At 52.6% G+C, this 16,122-nt stretch carries 15 protein-coding genes; 7 read left to right on the top strand and 8 right to left on the bottom strand.

Going from position 1 to position 16,122, the window contains the following annotated elements; all coding sequences use genetic code 11:
* Positions 1–4: 4 nt before the first annotated feature.
* Together ccsA and IX84_RS25535 are read right to left on the bottom strand one after the other, a co-directional pair.
* Entirely contained in the window at positions 5–2,878 is a 2,874-nt protein-coding gene (gene ccsA, locus IX84_RS25540) for a cytochrome c biogenesis protein CcsA (RefSeq protein ID WP_052516402.1), read from the bottom strand.
* A 134-nt stretch (positions 2,879–3,012) separates the two neighbouring features.
* Positions 3,013–3,408 (bottom strand): cytochrome c maturation protein CcmE domain-containing protein, encoded by a 396-nt coding sequence (locus IX84_RS25535; RefSeq protein WP_044227724.1) that lies wholly within the window; start codon positions 3,406–3,408, stop codon positions 3,013–3,015.
* Between the two features lie 239 nt (positions 3,409–3,647).
* On the opposite strand from IX84_RS25535, the gene IX84_RS25530 reads away from it, so the two are divergent.
* Positions 3,648–4,349, top strand: coding sequence for a cell division ATP-binding protein FtsE (locus tag IX84_RS25530; protein WP_044227721.1), 702 nt, complete (start codon positions 3,648–3,650; stop codon positions 4,347–4,349).
* Positions 4,350–4,352: 3 nt separating this feature from the next.
* On the opposite strand, the gene IX84_RS25525 is transcribed toward IX84_RS25530, so the two are convergent.
* Positions 4,353–6,458, bottom strand: coding sequence for a thioredoxin domain-containing protein (locus tag IX84_RS25525; protein ID WP_063978302.1), 2,106 nt, complete (start codon positions 6,456–6,458; stop codon positions 4,353–4,355).
* A gap of 195 nt (positions 6,459–6,653) precedes the next feature.
* Here IX84_RS25525 and IX84_RS25520 point away from each other — a divergent pair, with 195 nt between their 5' ends.
* The gene (locus tag IX84_RS25520; protein ID WP_052516401.1) at positions 6,654–7,304 is read left to right on the top strand and encodes a leucyl/phenylalanyl-tRNA--protein transferase; all 651 of its coding nucleotides are present in this window, start codon (positions 6,654–6,656) and stop codon (positions 7,302–7,304) included.
* 11 nt (positions 7,305–7,315) lie between these two features.
* On the top strand, positions 7,316–9,088 hold the full coding sequence (locus tag IX84_RS25515; protein WP_044227719.1) for a tetratricopeptide repeat protein: 1,773 nt from the start codon (positions 7,316–7,318) through the stop codon (positions 9,086–9,088).
* On the opposite strand, the gene IX84_RS25510 is transcribed toward IX84_RS25515, so the two are convergent.
* The 5 genes from IX84_RS25510 to IX84_RS25490 are packed head-to-tail and all read right to left on the bottom strand — an operon-like array spanning position 9,070 to position 14,467.
* Positions 9,070–10,239: a Sua5/YciO/YrdC/YwlC family protein gene (locus tag IX84_RS25510; RefSeq protein WP_044227717.1), complete on the bottom strand. Its 1,170-nt coding sequence runs from the start codon at positions 10,237–10,239 to the stop codon at positions 9,070–9,072. The two genes, IX84_RS25515 and IX84_RS25510, sit on opposite strands and share 19 nt — an antisense overlap.
* Positions 10,236–10,769 carry a hydrogenase maturation protease gene (locus tag IX84_RS25505; RefSeq protein WP_081968942.1) on the bottom strand — a complete coding sequence of 178 codons (534 nt, stop codon included), beginning with the start codon at positions 10,767–10,769 and terminating at the stop codon, positions 10,236–10,238. The genes IX84_RS25510 and IX84_RS25505 overlap by 4 nt, the downstream gene beginning before the upstream one ends.
* A gap of 8 nt (positions 10,770–10,777) precedes the next feature.
* On the bottom strand, positions 10,778–11,569 hold the full coding sequence (gene cybH, locus IX84_RS25500) for a Ni/Fe-hydrogenase, b-type cytochrome subunit (RefSeq protein ID WP_044227715.1): 792 nt from the start codon (positions 11,567–11,569) through the stop codon (positions 10,778–10,780).
* A gap of 18 nt (positions 11,570–11,587) precedes the next feature.
* Positions 11,588–13,321 (bottom strand): nickel-dependent hydrogenase large subunit, encoded by a 1,734-nt coding sequence (locus IX84_RS25495; RefSeq protein ID WP_044227713.1) that lies wholly within the window; start codon positions 13,319–13,321, stop codon positions 11,588–11,590.
* 27 nt (positions 13,322–13,348) lie between these two features.
* Positions 13,349–14,467, bottom strand: coding sequence for a hydrogenase small subunit (locus tag IX84_RS25490; protein ID WP_044227954.1), 1,119 nt, complete (start codon positions 14,465–14,467; stop codon positions 13,349–13,351).
* 166 nt (positions 14,468–14,633) lie between these two features.
* Between IX84_RS25490 and IX84_RS25485 the strand changes: the two genes are divergently transcribed.
* The 4 genes from IX84_RS25485 (at position 14,634) to hypB (ending at position 16,122) form a co-directional block, all read left to right on the top strand.
* Positions 14,634–14,828, top strand: a complete 195-nt coding sequence (locus tag IX84_RS25485) for a hypothetical protein (protein ID WP_044227711.1) — start codon at positions 14,634–14,636, stop codon at positions 14,826–14,828.
* On the top strand, positions 14,821–15,198 hold the full coding sequence (locus IX84_RS25480; protein ID WP_044227709.1) for a hydrogenase maturation nickel metallochaperone HypA/HybF: 378 nt from the start codon (positions 14,821–14,823) through the stop codon (positions 15,196–15,198). The genes IX84_RS25485 and IX84_RS25480 overlap by 8 nt, the downstream gene beginning before the upstream one ends.
* Before the next feature lie 97 nt (positions 15,199–15,295).
* Positions 15,296–15,574 (top strand): hypothetical protein, encoded by a 279-nt coding sequence (locus IX84_RS34215; RefSeq protein WP_238578344.1) that lies wholly within the window; start codon positions 15,296–15,298, stop codon positions 15,572–15,574.
* Positions 15,472–16,122, top strand: coding sequence for a hydrogenase nickel incorporation protein HypB (gene hypB / locus IX84_RS25475; RefSeq protein WP_238578343.1), 651 nt, complete (start codon positions 15,472–15,474; stop codon positions 16,120–16,122). Before IX84_RS34215 ends, hypB begins: the two co-directional genes overlap by 103 nt.

Here is a 16,122-nt window from a genome sequence, read left to right as displayed (position 1 = left end):
TTGTTTAAGCTACCTGCCGACGCTGCTGCATCCGCACCAGCATGCTCATAAACAGCCCAATCATCATCATCGTTGAGCCCAGCCAAAACAGGTTGATGCCCGGGAATTCGATAGCCTCCAGCACAATATAATCGGCACGCAGGGAGTCTGTCGCCACCTCGAATGGGATCGGGTGCTCGCCTCCGGTTTCTGCCTGCCCAATCATGACCTCCACGGTTTCTTCCTGTGGGTTGATACCGGTGAAGCGGAAGTGCAGCCCCAGCTCGGAGATCTCGTCTTTCAGGTTGAGGGGGCGGCTGCCGCGAATGAGGTAAAGCGGTTGCGCCATATAGGAATTCCCATCCTGCCCCTGTACACTAATCATAGCACTTACGGCAATGTCTTCTTCCTGAGGCTCATAGGCCTCATGTTCCGGGTTCTTGTTGAAACCTGCAAACTGAATGGTGTGCCCGTTGTACGTAATCTGGTCTCCCTCCTTAAAAGTGAAGGGCTGGTACTCCATATTGACCTCCCGGCCAAATACGGCATCAAAAATACCTTCACTCAGCCGCACTTTGGAGCTAATATCATTGATCTGTACCGGATAGCTATAGAGCATTTGACCCCGCAGGACCAGCACCGGCTGAACAGTGAATACGCTGTCTTCATCCAGGCGCTGAATACGGATGGTGGCCCCGATAGGCAGGTCTCCTTCTTCCTTGGTGTAATCAGGATGGGAAGGGTCGCGGTCAATGCTGACCAGCTCTGCACGGAAGCGCTTCACAAAGAAGGTGTCCTGATCGCGGATGGGCACGGTGTCCTGAAAGGCGATTGTCTCTCCGATCAGCGCTTCGTACACCTTGTAGTTCAGGCTGTCTTCCCGGTTTTTGCGGTATTCCATATCGATTTCCACCCGTGGCAGGGAAGCAATATGGGTGAAAATATCACGGTCCAGGTAACGCTTAGTCGACGGATTGGAGGCTGCTACCTTGGTGAAAGATTTATCGTAAAGAATATTCGGATAAAGGTTGAATTCCTCTACCACATCCCCTGAAGCATCCCGCCGCTTGTAGTTCACCTTGAAGGTACGGGAGAACTGGCTTACGGTATCAGAAACATAGGTCACTTCGTAATCACCCATGATCAAAGGCGAATCCTTGAAGAGGATGACGTTTTTGCGCAGCTGGTCTTCGGTGGCGCCCTCAATCAGTCCTTCCATCACAAAGGTATTGTTGGAAATCACCTCCTGATTAAGCCCGGAGGCCAGGATACCGATGATCATCATACCGAAACCAACGTGGGAAACCGCAGAGCCTGCCATCTTAAGCCGGGCTTTAGCTACAGTAAAGAGGTAATCCATATTAGCGACGATGGTAAACCAACCGAAGAATAACATGACGGTGTACTGCCAGGCATTCATGGCGATCCAAAGTGTCGTAAGGTAAGTCAGCAAAGCAGAAATGCCGATGGCTGCGCCCGTATGAATGCTAAATTTCTTAAGCTGCTTGCTAAAGTTAGGCTCCCGGAAGCGCAGGTACTGGCTAATGCCGGAAAGCAAACTGATGAAGATGGCAATCCAGATTTGGTATTTGTTGTAGTGAGGCACCGGATCAGTGATGACTCGGCCGATGTAATCCGGGTTAAAGTACGTCATGATCTTGTTGTACACCGGCAGGGAAGTGGAAGCCGAAATGATGAGGCCTGAGAACAGCAATACCAGCGAACCGATAAACATCCAAAACTCCCGGGAGGCAGTGGCTTCCTCTTTCTGAGGCGCAGGTATACTGTTGTAACGCTTGCCAATCAGTACTGCTGACAGCGCGATGTAAAAACCAATTAGCAAAATCAGCTGGGTTTCCAGCCCCATTTCCGTAAAGGCATGCACCGAGGTATCGCCCAGTACCCCACTCCGGGTTAGGAAGGTGGAGTACAGAATGAAGATAAAGGTCAAGGCATAAAAAATATGCGTACTGCGGATGGAGTGTCCGGTTGCATTGGCAATCAGGTTGGTATGAATGCCGGCAATGAGGAAAAGCCAGGGCACCAGCGACATATTTTCCACCGGGTCCCAGGCCCAGTACCCACCAAAACTAAGAGCTTCATAGGCCCATGCCCCGCCCATCAGGATACCGATACCCAGTATGGCACCACTAAAGAGACTCCAGCGCAGGGCAGGCTTCAGCCATGCTTTGTGGTCATTAGTCCAAAGAGCTGCTATGGCGTAGGCAAACGGAATAGTAGTGGAGGCAAAACCCAGGAATAAGGTGGGCGGGTGGATGGTCATCCAGTAGTTTTGCAGCAGGGGGTTAAGGCCGGTACCGGTAATTTGAGAGACGTAATCAGCACTCTGGAAAATCGGCGCATCGACCATATCCCGGAGCAGCATCATAGGATTGCTGCCCAGCCGCATAGGGTCGTCTCCAAACCCGATGTAAATACCGAGGATCATAGAACCTAAAAAGACCTGTACGGAAGATAGCAGTGAGAGGGTAGGGGCTTCCCAGCGCTTACCAGTAGCCATGAGGACACCGCCGAGCACGATATGCCAGAACATCCAAAGCAGAAAGCTGCCTTCCTGCCCTTCCCAAAAAGCGGAGAAAATGTACTTCATAGGCAGATCTTCGGAGACGTGCGCCTGAACGTACTGATACTCATAATACTGATTGATCATCACGTAAAACATGGTACCAATCAGCGTGAAAACAGCGATGCCGTGAATGAGGAAGGAAAACCTCCCGATCCGGAGCCAGTTAGCCGCCTCAGCGGGCTGTTCGCGGCGCTGTGTCGCAAAAAAGTAAGCTATTGTAGAGAGCAATGCCGTAGAGAATCCAAGCATGATCGCCATCTGGCCAATATGCCCGGGGATAAGATGTTCGCCTACGTACTGAATGTCTTGCATGGAGTATTGTCGTTGATCGAAAATTAGGTGGTGCAGCGCTATGGGCTGCCTGTTTTGTTATCGGCTGAGTGTAGCAAACCCCGAAGACTGCGGGAGGCTCCGGGGTTTACAATTGAGGTGAGGAACAACTGAAGCTATCCTGCCTCGCTCTTGATGTAAACCTCTTCCTCTTTATATTTGGAAGGGCACTTCATGAGCATGTCAGTGGCCACAAACTCGTCGCCTTTCATAGAGCCGGTCAGTACGATCTGCTCAGAAAGCTCAAAGTCCTGTGGTTTTTCCGAAAGCAGGACTACCTTGCGCTCATCTCCCTCCGCATCCTTGATGTAGAAGCTGAAATAGTTAGGGTCTGTCTCGGGGTCATAGTGCATTTCCTTATCTTTGGAAAGCTGCCCGGCAATTTTGACCCGCTCCCCGCTTTGTTCTGCGTCAGCGAAAGTGGCATAAGTGCTCATGTCATCCGCTGCGCTCGTGAGCATAGCGATGGCAACCCCTACCATAATGATCGCGATGATATATATTTTCTTCATGACATTAGCTGTTTGTCTACAGTTTTAAGCCGGATATTCCGCGTTGGTTAAATTTGATAAAGCTGTAATGAATACAAACATACGGTTAGTTTGTTCCTTCGGGGCGCTCCGGCATGGTCAAATCGTTGTCAATTCTGCAAAGGTAGTCAAGGGGGGGCTTTCGGGGGATGATTTTTGTCAGAAAATGTGGTATAGAATGGCTGATCCCCTTACAATGCCTATATTTGTCTACCTAAAAAATGCCCCTGCCTATGAATGAACGAATTATCGTCAACTTAAAGAATCTGGCCATTGAGCAAATGGACCATCAGGTGCTGGGCGGGGTCTCTCTGAACATCACCAGAGGCGAGTTCGTCTATCTCATCGGGCGGACCGGCAGTGGCAAGTCAAGCCTGCTCAAAACGCTCTATGGTGCTCTGCCTCCGGGGGCGGGCAAAGGCCAAGTGGCTGGTTTTGACCTCGCTAAACTCAACCGAAAAACCATCCCGTTGCTGCGCCGCAAGCTGGGCATTGTCTTCCAGGATTTCAATCTGCTTTCCGATCGTACCGTTGAGGACAACCTTCGTTTTGTGCTCGAAGCAACCAATTGGAAGGACGAGCAAAAAATGCGAAGCCGCATGTCTGATGTGCTCGAGCAGGTCGGGCTGAAGGGCAAAGAACAAAAGCGCCCGCACCAACTCTCCGGCGGCGAGCAGCAACGCGTGGTCATTGCCCGCGCCCTGCTCAACAAGCCCGAACTCCTCATCGCCGACGAACCCACCGGCAACCTCGACCCCGAAACCTCAGATGACATTCTCCTGCTGCTCCGCCGCCTCGCCCAGGACAACGATACGGCCGTCCTGCTTGCCACCCACGATTACCGAATCATCGAGAACTTCCCGGCCCGTATCATCCGCTGCATCAATGGCAGGGTAATGGATGATGAAGGCTTTAAGGTATAAGTGTCACTGCATTTGACGAACCGCCTCCTCCGCCTCGTGCACCGGTAGCTGGCAGACTTTATTCTGGCAGACATATATGAAGGTTTCCCCTTCCTGCAGCTTCCCTTTTAGCAATTCCAGGCTGCCTTCATCGGCCCCGCCCAGAAATAAAGCATTGGGCAGGTAATGCTGTTGCAGGGCCTGCCGCCTTTCAGCGAAAGCTTCCCCTACGATAGCCACTTCGTATAGCGGGTAAGTCAGCTCACTGTACAGGTTCGTCCAGTTAGAGAAATAAGAAGGGGCAGTAGTCTCCTCCATTTCCCCGACCATGCGATGCAGCATTTGCCGGGCCCGCTGGGTGTAAGTGGTGTCGTAAAGGTACGTGCCCAGGTGCAGCAGGGCACGGCCCATCGTGGAGTTGCCGGACGGGATGACATTATCCTCGGTCTTAGCTGTCCGTGCGATGAGTGCCGGGTCGAGGTCGGAGGTGTAGTACAGCATCGGGCTGTCTTCAGCGGAGAAGTGCTTAAGGGCATATTGGGCAAGGGCCTCCGCGCGTTCCAGCCACTTTTCCTCAAAGGTGATCGCGTACAAGTCTAAAAAGGCTTCAATCGTAAAGGCATAGTCATCCAGAAAGCCGTTGATCTTAGCCTGCCCGTCTTTATAGGTACGGAGGATGCGCCACTCATCCTGCACCAGCTTTTCCTGAAGCAGTTCACCAGCACGGACGGCGGCATCACGGTAGCCCGGCGTTTGCAGCGCCTGAAAGGCATGGGCATAGCCACTGATCATCATGGCATTCCAGCTAGTCACCTGCTTGTCGTCCAGCCCGGGGCGGGGGCGTTTGGCGCGGGCCGTAAAGAGTTTTGACCCGGCATCGGCGATGATTTGATTTAACTCAGACGAAGATAATTTATACTCATCCAAAATTTTCTGCACATTTTTTTCTCGTATTAAAATGTTGCGCCCTTCCCAGTTACCGCCGGGGCGAAAGCTGTAATAATCCATGAAAACCTGGGCTGCCTGTCCTTCACCGAGCACCGCAGTCACTTCTTCGGCGGTCCAGGTGTAAAAGCGGCCTTCTTCCCCTTCACTGTCTGCATCAAGGCTGGAGTAGAAACCACCTTCGGGGCTGGTCATTTCCCGGGCGATGAATTCAAGGGTTTCTTCCAGCACCGTTTTATAGGCTTCCTTGCCGGTAAGCTGATAGGCTTCGCTGTAGAGGCTGACGAGCTGTGCGTTGTCGTAGAGCATTTTTTCAAAGTGGGGCACTTCCCATTGGGTATCGGTGGAATAGCGGGCAAAACCTCCGCCGAGGTGGTCGTACAGCCCACCGCTCATCATGGCATCAAGGGTGGTTGTGGCAAAGCGGAGCAGGCTGTCCTGACCAGTGAGCACATGCTGCCGCAGCAAAAACCGGAAGACAGAGGGTAGGGGGAACTTGGGCGCACCTTTTAGCCCTCCGAATTGCAGGTCCGCTTGTTCAAGGATGGCTGAGGCGCCTGTCTGCAAAGCATCCGGTGAAAGTTCAGAGGATTCCTCCAGTGGTTTGGGGCGGCTGACCGATTGAATGCCTTCTGCCAGCAGTTGCCCGTACTCCTCCAGCTTATCCCGGTCGGTTTGGTATAAATCAGCGAAGTATTTCAACACCTCCAGCCATTCTTTTTTCGGGAAGTAGGTACCCGCCCAAACCGGCTGCCCGTTGGGCAGCGCAAAGGCATTCAGGGGCCACCCGCATCCCCCCTCAGCCGCGAGCTGACAGGCCGTCATGTAAATATTGTCGACGTCCGGGCGCTCTTCCCGGTCCACTTTAATCGCTACAAAGTTTTCATTCATAATACGGGCTACTGTTGAGTCTTCAAAGGATTCGTGCTCCATCACGTGGCACCAGTGACAGGCCGCATAGCCCACGCTTATGACGATGAGCTTGTCTTCTTCCTTTGCTTTTTGAAGAGCTTCCGCTCCCCAGGGGTACCAATTGACCGGATTATGAGCGTGTTGAAGCAGATAGGGGCTGTTTTCATTGACGAGGGCATTTGTGTGCTTATGAGCTTGGTTGGAGCCGCCACAGCTGGCCAGAAGCACGAGCAGCCCAAACAGGCAGAACCGGGGCCATTCAGAAATACGCATTTTCAGGTAGTTTAGTCTGTTCATCGAAGATGATAATAATAGTGAATAGGCGGGAGGTAAGTCCGTGATACCAAATGTGCGGAAAAATGGGGAAGAAGGAAGCACTCGCTACACACTTTTTATCGGAGCAATGACAAATCGCATCTGACAATTGGAAGCCCTTCTTTATTTTTCGACCATTAATACGCAAGAGCCATGCCTTTTTTTCAACTCAGCGAAACCGATACAGGCTTTCCACCGGCACACTTTGCCGACGAACAGGGAATGATTGCTGTAGGGGGAGACCTCTCCGTAGAACGGCTGTTGAATGCCTATCAAAGCGGCATCTACTTTTGGTTCAGCCCCATGGATTTCATCAAGTGGTGGTCGCCTGACCCCCGTTTAGTTCTGAAGCCGGAGGATGCAGAACCACCGGAACAGCTTCCTGGCTACCGTATGGATTTGGAAGTCACTTTCGATCAGCATTTTGAGCTGCTGCTCCGGCAAATACAGGAAGCCCAAAACACCCCGCCCATGGACGAAAACTGGGTAACAGAGCAAATGGCAGCAGTCTACCGGGCTTTATTTGAGCAGGGCTATGCGCACTCCCTGGAGGTCCGGCATGGGACCACCTGGGTTGGCGGTATTTTTGGAGTGGCTATTGGTAAGGCCTTTTTCGCAGAATATACGTATAGCTGTACGGAAGGGGGCGGGGCGCTGTCGCTAAGCTTGCTGGCCCGGCAACTTCAAGCTCAGGGCTACCACTTCATTGACGTTCAAAAACCAAGTATCGATACACCCGATCTGGGCTTCACCGAGATGTCTCGCCTGGCCTATCTGGACTGGGTCAAAAAGGCTTGCCTCTAAATCAGGAAAATATGGAAAATTCAATCAACGACTTGTTGCAGGAAGCCCAGGTGTACTACCAAAGTGGAGCATGGAAGCAGGCCGCCGATAGCTACGAATCTGTACTGAATCAGTGTGAAGACCCATTGCTTTGCGGACAAGTGTGCAGCGCCATAGGCGCTATTTACCAGGAACAGGGCGAGCCCAATATTGCAGTCCGCAACTACGAGCAGGCTTTTGAGGCGTACCAAAAAGCCGAACCGGAAATGAATGCCGAAGAAAAGCACCAAATGGCAGGTTTGAGCAATAACCTTGGCAATTTGCTTGCTGCCCTGCGGCAGTACAAAGCAGCCGATGCCTATTTCCGGTCTGCCGTTAAGCGGTATGAGGCTTTGGCAGAGACCGACGAAGCTACTTTCCAACCCTATCTCGCACTCACTGTTTTCAACCGGGCACAGGCAGCAGCTCGTGGCGGCGATCATTACAACTGGCGCAAAAGCATCAAGCAGGCCGTTGCACTTTATGAGGGCCTTGTCAAACAGAAACCTGTCTTTCAACCCTACCTGGGCAATGCCCTGACCTCTCTGGCTGACAGTTACACCGATGAGGACCCCTTGATGGCAGAGCTTTACTGGAAGCAGGGCATCCGTGCCTACGAAGCAGCTTTGTCGAATGACCCCTCGGTACTGCCTTTAATTGCTGCTGGCTACAACAACCTTGCTTTCGCTCAAAAACAAGAACGGGCCTACAGCAAAGCGGTCCTGTCTTATACACAAGCCCTGGAGGCTTACAATGACCTTTCGGAAACCCGCCCGGAAGACTTTCAGCCATTCGTAGCCAATACCTATAACAACCTCGGTGTGCTCTTCACCGAAATGGGAGAACGGGAGGAGGCCATCCTCAATTATCAGCGGGCGCTGGAACAGTACAATGTACTGGAAACGCAGCAGCCCGGCTTATTCCTGCCGTATCAGGCTACCCTTTACCACAACCTCGGTGTGCTTCACGACGAAAAGCAAGCTTACGAAGAGGCGCTGGCTTACTACCGAATGGCCCTGGAGCAGCGGCAGGTGCTGGCTGCAGACCACCCCGAAGGCTTTATGCCGGATGTGGCCGTGACCGCCCTGAATATGGCAACCCTCTTCCAGTCCCTGCTTGAGCTTACTGCCGATATGCAGTACCAGGCGGAAGGATTGGCGATGCTGCCGGTCATTGAAGAAGCGCTTGGGCAGATAGAGCAGGAGTCGCCTGCGCTAAACAGCATGCAGAGCGACCTGACTTATTTCAGGGATTTCTTTTCCAATGCGGAGCAGGCTACCCTGGAAGCGGCCCGGCTGATGCGGGAAATCGCGCTTTGGCAGGAAGAGCAACTCTCTACGCTGGAGCATACTGAAAAGTTGGACTGGCAGCATAAAATTGTTGATGCGCTGGCCAACTATCATCAGCAACATTCAGACAACCGGGCTATGGAGGAGGAGCTCGCGCAAGCCTATGCTTATCAGGCCTGGTTGTTCCTGCTGGCCGGGCAAACGGATAAGGCATTATCCCCCGCGCAAAAAGCTATCGATTTCCATCCTACAGATCCTCAGCCCTTCGTCAACCACGGGCACGTACAGCTGATGCTTGGAAACCTCGGGGAAGCTCTAAAGTCTTACCATCACGTCAAAACACAAATCACGGCCGACAAAAAACGAGTGGTGGACCTGGTGCAGGAAGATTTAAAGGTGCTAAAAGGCTACGGGTTAGATGCGCAAACAATCGCAAAAGTCGGTAGTGAGCTACAAACTCAACAGGCAATCGCATAGGCGCTGCCCCAAAACCGGCAAATGAGGTCCAACAGCCATGCATTTTTGAAATACCGGCCAGACAGTAAAATACTATCGGCTTGCTGTACTTCAGCTTGCCGCCCTGCGTAATCTCCAAGGGAGAGGTGAAGTCGGGCAGCGATCAGCGCTGCTTCGTGTCCTTGCGAATGGGCTTCAGCAACCGCCTTCAGCAGGTAGTCTGGTATAGCCGTTCTCCCATCCCAGTCTTGAAGGAAAGATAAGGTAAGTTTCGGGAAGTTGTGCCGGAAGTAAGCGTGGGCAGCGGACTCCAGGCGCATCACCGCTTCATATGGATAGTGCACTTCGGACATGCCCAGCAAGATCGCTGCGGCATTTTTAAATAACCCTCCCCAATCGCCTTCAATTAGCAGCGGTGTGGAATGCTTCCCGGTAATCCTGTATTGCAGGCAACCCCGCTCATCCCAGAAGAGCCCCAGGCTGTTGTGTGCTTCCAGTTTAGACTTCTGCCTAAGCGCCATCAGCTCCTCCAAAGGATGTTGAGTTTTTGTTGCCGGCCTAAAGCGTATTTCAGTGCGGTTCATGGGGCTGTGGAGGAGGATTGGTAGTTGCGGCACTGGGGCTTCGTAAGGCGGGAGCTGGAAGAGCATGGCATCAGCTAGCGCTGCCAATTGAGTCCGGTCCCGCTGCGGATGGGTAGCCGGTGGCGCACCATGCCGGTTGGCGCTGCTCATAACGGCTGGCTTTTGCCAATGCGCCATCAGGTGCCTGAGCAGCGGAGTGCCGGGCAGGGCTGCCCCAATTCTGGATAAACCGGGGGCAAGGGCATCAAAGGCAAGAGGGGATAGGGGATCGGCATTACGGGTGAGTAATACAATGGGCTGTTCTTTAGATTGAAGGGCCAGCATATCAGCCGCATCGATTTCCAGGTCTTCGGCAAGGATGAAAAGCTCATGGTAGAGTAGGGGGAGCGGCAGGGGCGTACCTTTGCGCTGCCGGAGCCGTTGTATAGCTTTTGGATGGGCGGCGTCCGCAAGGAGTTGAAACCCGGACGGGTGTTGTATGGCTAGAATTTTACCCTCGTTGATGCCCTCAACCGCTGCTTCAATAGCAGGTGTGCCCCTTAGAGGCGCCGCCGGGGAACCGAATCTGTTGAACCGGTAAGGGGTCATACCGTTTCGGGTGTCGCTAATTGTTGAATGAGCTGGCCCACTTCCCTGGTTAAAACGGGAATACTGTTTTCTACAGCCGGGCTGAGGGCCACGGTCATAGGCTGTATCTCTTCAATAGAGATGGTAAACAGGTAAAGCTCCGGTACCCTGCCCAGGAGGTACATGGATTCGACCATGTCTTTAAGCCCAAAGTCGTGAGCAGTGAGCCCTTTCGGGAAATCAGAGGAAAAGCGGGGCTTGATCAGGGAGACCGTTCCCAGCGGCTTTTGGTCCATAGTCGCATCCACAAAGATGACCTTGTCGTAGGAATCAAAATGCCCCATGAGCGTAAAACCGCCCACTCCGCCATCAAGGATGTCTGTATCAGGCAGTTGTATGTTGTTTTCAGCCAGCCATTGGATAAACTGCACCCCAATACCCTCATCGCCCATGAGATAATTACCAATGCCAATCAAGAGTATCGACGGGCGCTGAGCGGTGGCATCGGGCGCAGCTATCCGCTGACTGAGTTTTGCTTCGAGTTCTCGCATGTTGATTTTTAGTGTGCTTCTGCTGCCGGGGTCTTTTCGTCTTCGACCCAGGGCTCTTCTTCCTGAGCCGGCGGGGTTTCCCCTTCCAGCGTATCTTCCGGCTTGATCCGGTCCGTCAGTACAAATTTGTAACCGCTGAACATAGAGGACACTTCACCCCGGCCTTCCAGCCAGTCGTGGTAGAATACCAGGTAAACGTGGATGATAACAAAAAGAATCATCAGCCAGGTGACCGCGTGGTGGATAAACCGGACGGTGAAATCGCTGCCAAACAAGGGGATGACCCAGCTAAATAAGTCCGCCACAAAAAAGGCAGACATAGGCTCATACAGCCCAAATCCCGTGGCAACCTGCACCAGGGCTAACAAAAACAGGACTACATAAGAGGCACCAGCAACAGCATTATGCCCAATCGCAATATTGCCCAGGCGGTGCTCCTTGTCCACACCAAGCAGAATGTCGATCTGCAGTACGTGTCTAATGTTCAGGAGGGCCTTTTGGGTCAGGGGCAGAAAAGACCGCCAGTTGGCATAACGGTTGCCGACAAATGCCCAGTAAATCCTTAGAATCATAGCGCCCAGAAATATATAGGCGGTGGCAAAATGAATGTAGCGCACTGTCCCAAACCAAAATTGCCCGCTGGCTTCCGTACTTGACATGATTGCCGGCGGATTGGCAATCACAAAGCCTGTTGCTGCCAAAACGGTGATGCAAAGCGCATTGGCCCAATGGAAAATCCGGACTGGTAGCTCCCAGACGTATACGCGCTTAAAGGTCAGGTCTTTTTTTGTAGAGGCCATGGTCTCAGATTTTTCCGGTTAAATCTCGCAGGAGGACAAATGCCGAACCTGTGAAATATGCTTGCCTTCCTCATCGTACAGGTGTACCGAGCAGGCAATACAGGGGTCAAAGGAGTGGATCGTCCTCAGAATCTCCAGCGGTTGTTTTTCATCTGCCACGGGGGTACCAATAAGGGTAGACTCATAGGAAGAGCGTTGCCCTTTGGGGTCTCGTGGAGAGGCATTCCAGGTGGATGGTACGACTTGCTGGTAATTTTCGGTTTTACCGTCCTTAATTTTAATCCAGTGGCCCAGGGCACCGCGCGGTGCTTCCATATAGCCCACGCCTTTGGCTTCAGCAGGCCAGGTTTCCGGTTCCCAACGTTCGGTGTTTGCCATCCGGGTATCCCCGTTTTTAATGTTGTTGATCATCTGATCGTAAAACTCCAGCCCCCAGTTGGCGGTCAGCTTTGCGCAAATGCCGCGGGCAGCCGTGCGGCCCAGGGTAGAGAACAGGGCTTCAGCCGGTACATCCAGATGCTTTAAAACTGCATCTACCTCCGCTTTGATCTCCTCGTTGCCACGGGCGTAACCGACCAGGACACGGGATAGCGGGCCTACCTCCATAGGGAGCCCTTTCCAGCGTGGGGTCTTAATGAAACTGTATTTTTTATCGATATCCAGGTAGTCATACGGCGGCTTGGGCCCGGAGTAGTTGATCTCGGTCTCGCCCTCCCAGGGGTGGAGGGACTCCTCGTCCCCTTTGGTATAGTCGTACCAGGAATTGTTGACAAATTCGCGGATTTCATCATTGTCACGGTGGTTGACATCGTGGACTTTGGATAAGTCGTTGTTCAGGATGACCCCCTGCGGGAATTTGAAGGAAGAAACATCCCGGTACCCATTGGTTGGGAACTCACCGTAGGACATGTAGTTGCCGAAGCCTTTGCCGATACTGCCCCAGTCTTTGTAGAAAGAGGCGATAGCCAATAGATCGGGAATGTAAACCTCATCCACAAACTTTTTGCCCTCTTCCAGCAATTGCCGGACATAAGCCAGGCGCTCGGCATTCAGTCCGCCGGGGTCTTCCGTATTGATCGCGCAAGCCATTCCACCTACGAGGTAGTTGGGGTGTGGGTTTTTGCCACCGAAGATGGTATGCACTTTGACAATTTCTTTTTGCCATTCCAGGGCTTCCAGGTAGTGAGCGACTGCCATCAGATTAGCCTCCGGTGGCAGTTTCATACCCGGGTGGCCCCAGTAGCCGTTGGCAAAGATGCCCAACTGACCGCTTTCCACGAAACGGGTAATCCGTTTTTTGATGTCTGCAAAATAGCCCGGTGAGCTCTTGGGCCAGGGCGAAATACTTTGTGCGAGTTCGGAAGTCGCCTTGGGGTCAGCCTTCAGGGCATTGACCACATCCACCCAGTCCAGAGCATGAAGGTGGTAAAAGTGTACAACATGGTCGTGCATGTACAGTGCCGTAGCCATCATATTGCGGACCATTTCCGCGTTAGGCGGTACCACAATATCGAGTGCATCCTCTACGGAGCGCACCGAAGCCAGGGCATGCACCGTCGTACATACCCCGCAGGTGCGCTGTACGAATGCCCATACATCGCGCGGGTCCCGGCCACAGACTATTTTTTCGATGCCCCTCACCATACTGGAAGAGCTCCAGGCATCAGAAATGACGCCGTCTTTTACTTCAACTTCGATACGAAGGTGGCCCTCAATACGTGTGATGGGGTCCACGACTATTCTCTTTGACATGGTTTTATGATTGGTTAACCGGGAATGTTAATCTTCTCTGACTTGTTTCTCGTTGCGGGTGCCTTCGGCAATGCTATTTTTTAGCTCGTTGCGCTTGGCGACATTTGCGGCTATGGCGTGGGCGGTAACACCGACACCAAGGGCGGCAGCGGTTGCCTTACCAACCTGATCGGCTGAAGCTTCAATACCGAACCCGTTGAGACTGGAAATGCGCTCGTAGAAAGGCCCGTTGTCCCAGAAGTTATCTTCGCTACAGCCTATACAGCCGTGGCCGGATTGGATGGGGAAGCTTACACCGTTGTTCCATTTGATGGTGCCACAGGAGTTGTAGGTCATCGGACCGCGGCAGCCTACCTTATAGAGACAGTAGCCTTTTTTGGCGTTTTCGTCATCAAACGACTCGGCAAACAGGCCGGCATCGTAGTAAGGGCGGCGGTAGCAGCTGTCATGTATACGCTTGGCATAGAACGCTTTAGGCCGGTTGAGCCGGTCGAGTTCCGGCAGGGTGCCGAAGGTGACGTAGTGCACGATCACACCGGCCATGACCTCGCCAATTGGCGGGCAGCCCGGTACGCGTACAATCGGCTTGTTTTTGATGATCTTATGGATGGGCACAGCCTCAGTTGGGTTAGGGTAGGCGGCCTGAACGCAGCCATTCGAAGCACAGCTGCCCCAGGCGATAATCACCGCTGCACCTTCTGCTGCCTCTTTGAGGTGGTCAATGGCAGTGCGCCCGGCAATACAGCAGTAGTTGCCATCGTCGCCCAGTGGCACGGAGCCTTCAACGCAAAGGATGTACTCGCCGTGGTATTTCTCCATCGTGGCATGCTTGGCGGCTTCCGCCTGATGCCCGGATGCTGCCATAAGGGTTAAGGTGTAATCCAGGGAGATCTTATCGAGGATGATATCTGATACAATAGGATGGTCTGAGCGGATGAAGGATTCGCTGCAACAAGTGCATTCCTGATAATGCTCCCAAATGACCGGGATGCGGGGGGTGTTTTCCAGCTGTCTGGCAACCTGGCCTACCACGCTGGTTTCCAGCCCCATGTAAGCAGCCATGTAAGTTGCGAACTTCATGAAGTCGCGGCGGGAGTACCCCTGCTTGAGTACACTCTGCAGGTAGGTCTCCCTTTTGTTTTTGATGGATTTCATCTTGGCAGCATTTTTTGTTTGCTTATAGTCGTGCTGCAAAATAAAATAGTGTAGCCTGACGGTATTATGACACTAATCAGGCTTTGGGGTGATAAAAGTCACTATATTCGCTCCTGACCTTTTTTATCATTGCATTTATCTAAAATCTATTACAACTATGAAAAAGCCTATCGCAATTGCTGCGGCACTTATGCCCGTTACCCTTTTCGCTCATAGCGGGCACGGAGTAGGCCACGGCAGCCAGTTTTTCCACTATTTGGCATCACCAGATCATTTCATTCCCATGGTACTGGCTTCTGTAGCCGTCATCGGGTTTTTCGTGTACCGAAAAGCGCAGCGGAATAATGCATGAAATGTCGATCGCCCTGGGCGTTGTTGATATAGCAGAAAAGGCTTTCCGGGAGTCAGGCGCTTCCCGCATTGAGTCCATCACGCTTCAAATCGGAGCATTGGCTGGTGTGCAGTTGGAGTCCCTGTATTTCGTTTGGCCTTCTGCTGTAGCCGGTACCGCCCTCGAAGGGGCTGATCGAATCATTGAAAGTACAGATGGGCAGGCGGTATGCCTTGAGTGTGAACAACCTTTTGCGCTGAAGCATCATTTCGATGCCTGCCCTCACTGCAACAGCTATTTCAAAAATATCATTGCCGGCAAAGAGCTGAATGTGAAGTCCATGGCTTTCATCATGGACGAATCCCCTCAGCCGGCACCTTCCAATAATTAAACGACTATAAATATGTGCGGAGTTTGCGGATGTGGCAGTGATGCCCAGGGGCCAAAAGTAGCGTTGCCTTCTGAGAAAGGGCATGACCACCACCATCATGAGCATGACCATCATCACGACCACGGTCACCATCATCACCACGGGCATGACCACCACCATCATGAGCACACCCATGGCCATGACCACCACCATCGTGGGCATGACCATCATCATGACCACGGTCACCATCATCACCACGGGCATGACCATAGCCATGACCACGGCAGGCAGGCGGTGGTGGAACTGGAGCAGAACATCCTGCATCGCAATCAGCTGCTGGCTGAGCGTAACCGGGGGTATTTTGCTGCCAAAAATATGCTGGCGATTAATCTGGTGAGTTCTCCCGGCTCAGGAAAGACCTCCGTGCTGGAGCGTACCCTGCGCGAGATGAAAGACCGTACCGATTTTTATGTCATTGAGGGGGATCAGCAAACGTTTAACGATGCGGATCGGATTGATGCGATCGGGGTGCCTGTCGCACAGGTCAATACCGGTCAGGGCTGCCACCTCGAAAGTGATATGGTACAGCAGGCGCTGCAAAAACTGAAGCCTCGGGACGGCAGCTTACTGTTTATTGAGAATGTAGGCAACCTGGTGTGCCCGGCGATGTTCGATCTTGGCGAAAACTACCGGGTGGTCATCATCAGTACTACGGAGGGTGATGATAAACCGATCAAATACCCGGATATGTTCCACTCGGCTCAGTTGTGCCTGATCAATAAGATTGACTTGCTGCCTTACGTGAATTTTGAAGTGGAAAAGGCGATGGACTATGCCCGCCGGGTCAATCCACACATTGAATTTCTGGAAGTTTCTGCCACCAATGGCGAGGGTATGAATGCCTGGTACGCGTGGCTGGAAGCTCGTCAGACTGAAAATTCCTGA

Origin of the sequence: Phaeodactylibacter xiamenensis (assembly GCF_000759025.1) — a bacterium.
Classification (GTDB): domain Bacteria; phylum Bacteroidota; class Bacteroidia; order Chitinophagales; family Saprospiraceae; genus Phaeodactylibacter; species Phaeodactylibacter xiamenensis.
The sequence above is the reverse complement of the archived record's forward strand: the minus strand, read 5'-3'. Positions and strand labels throughout refer to the sequence as shown.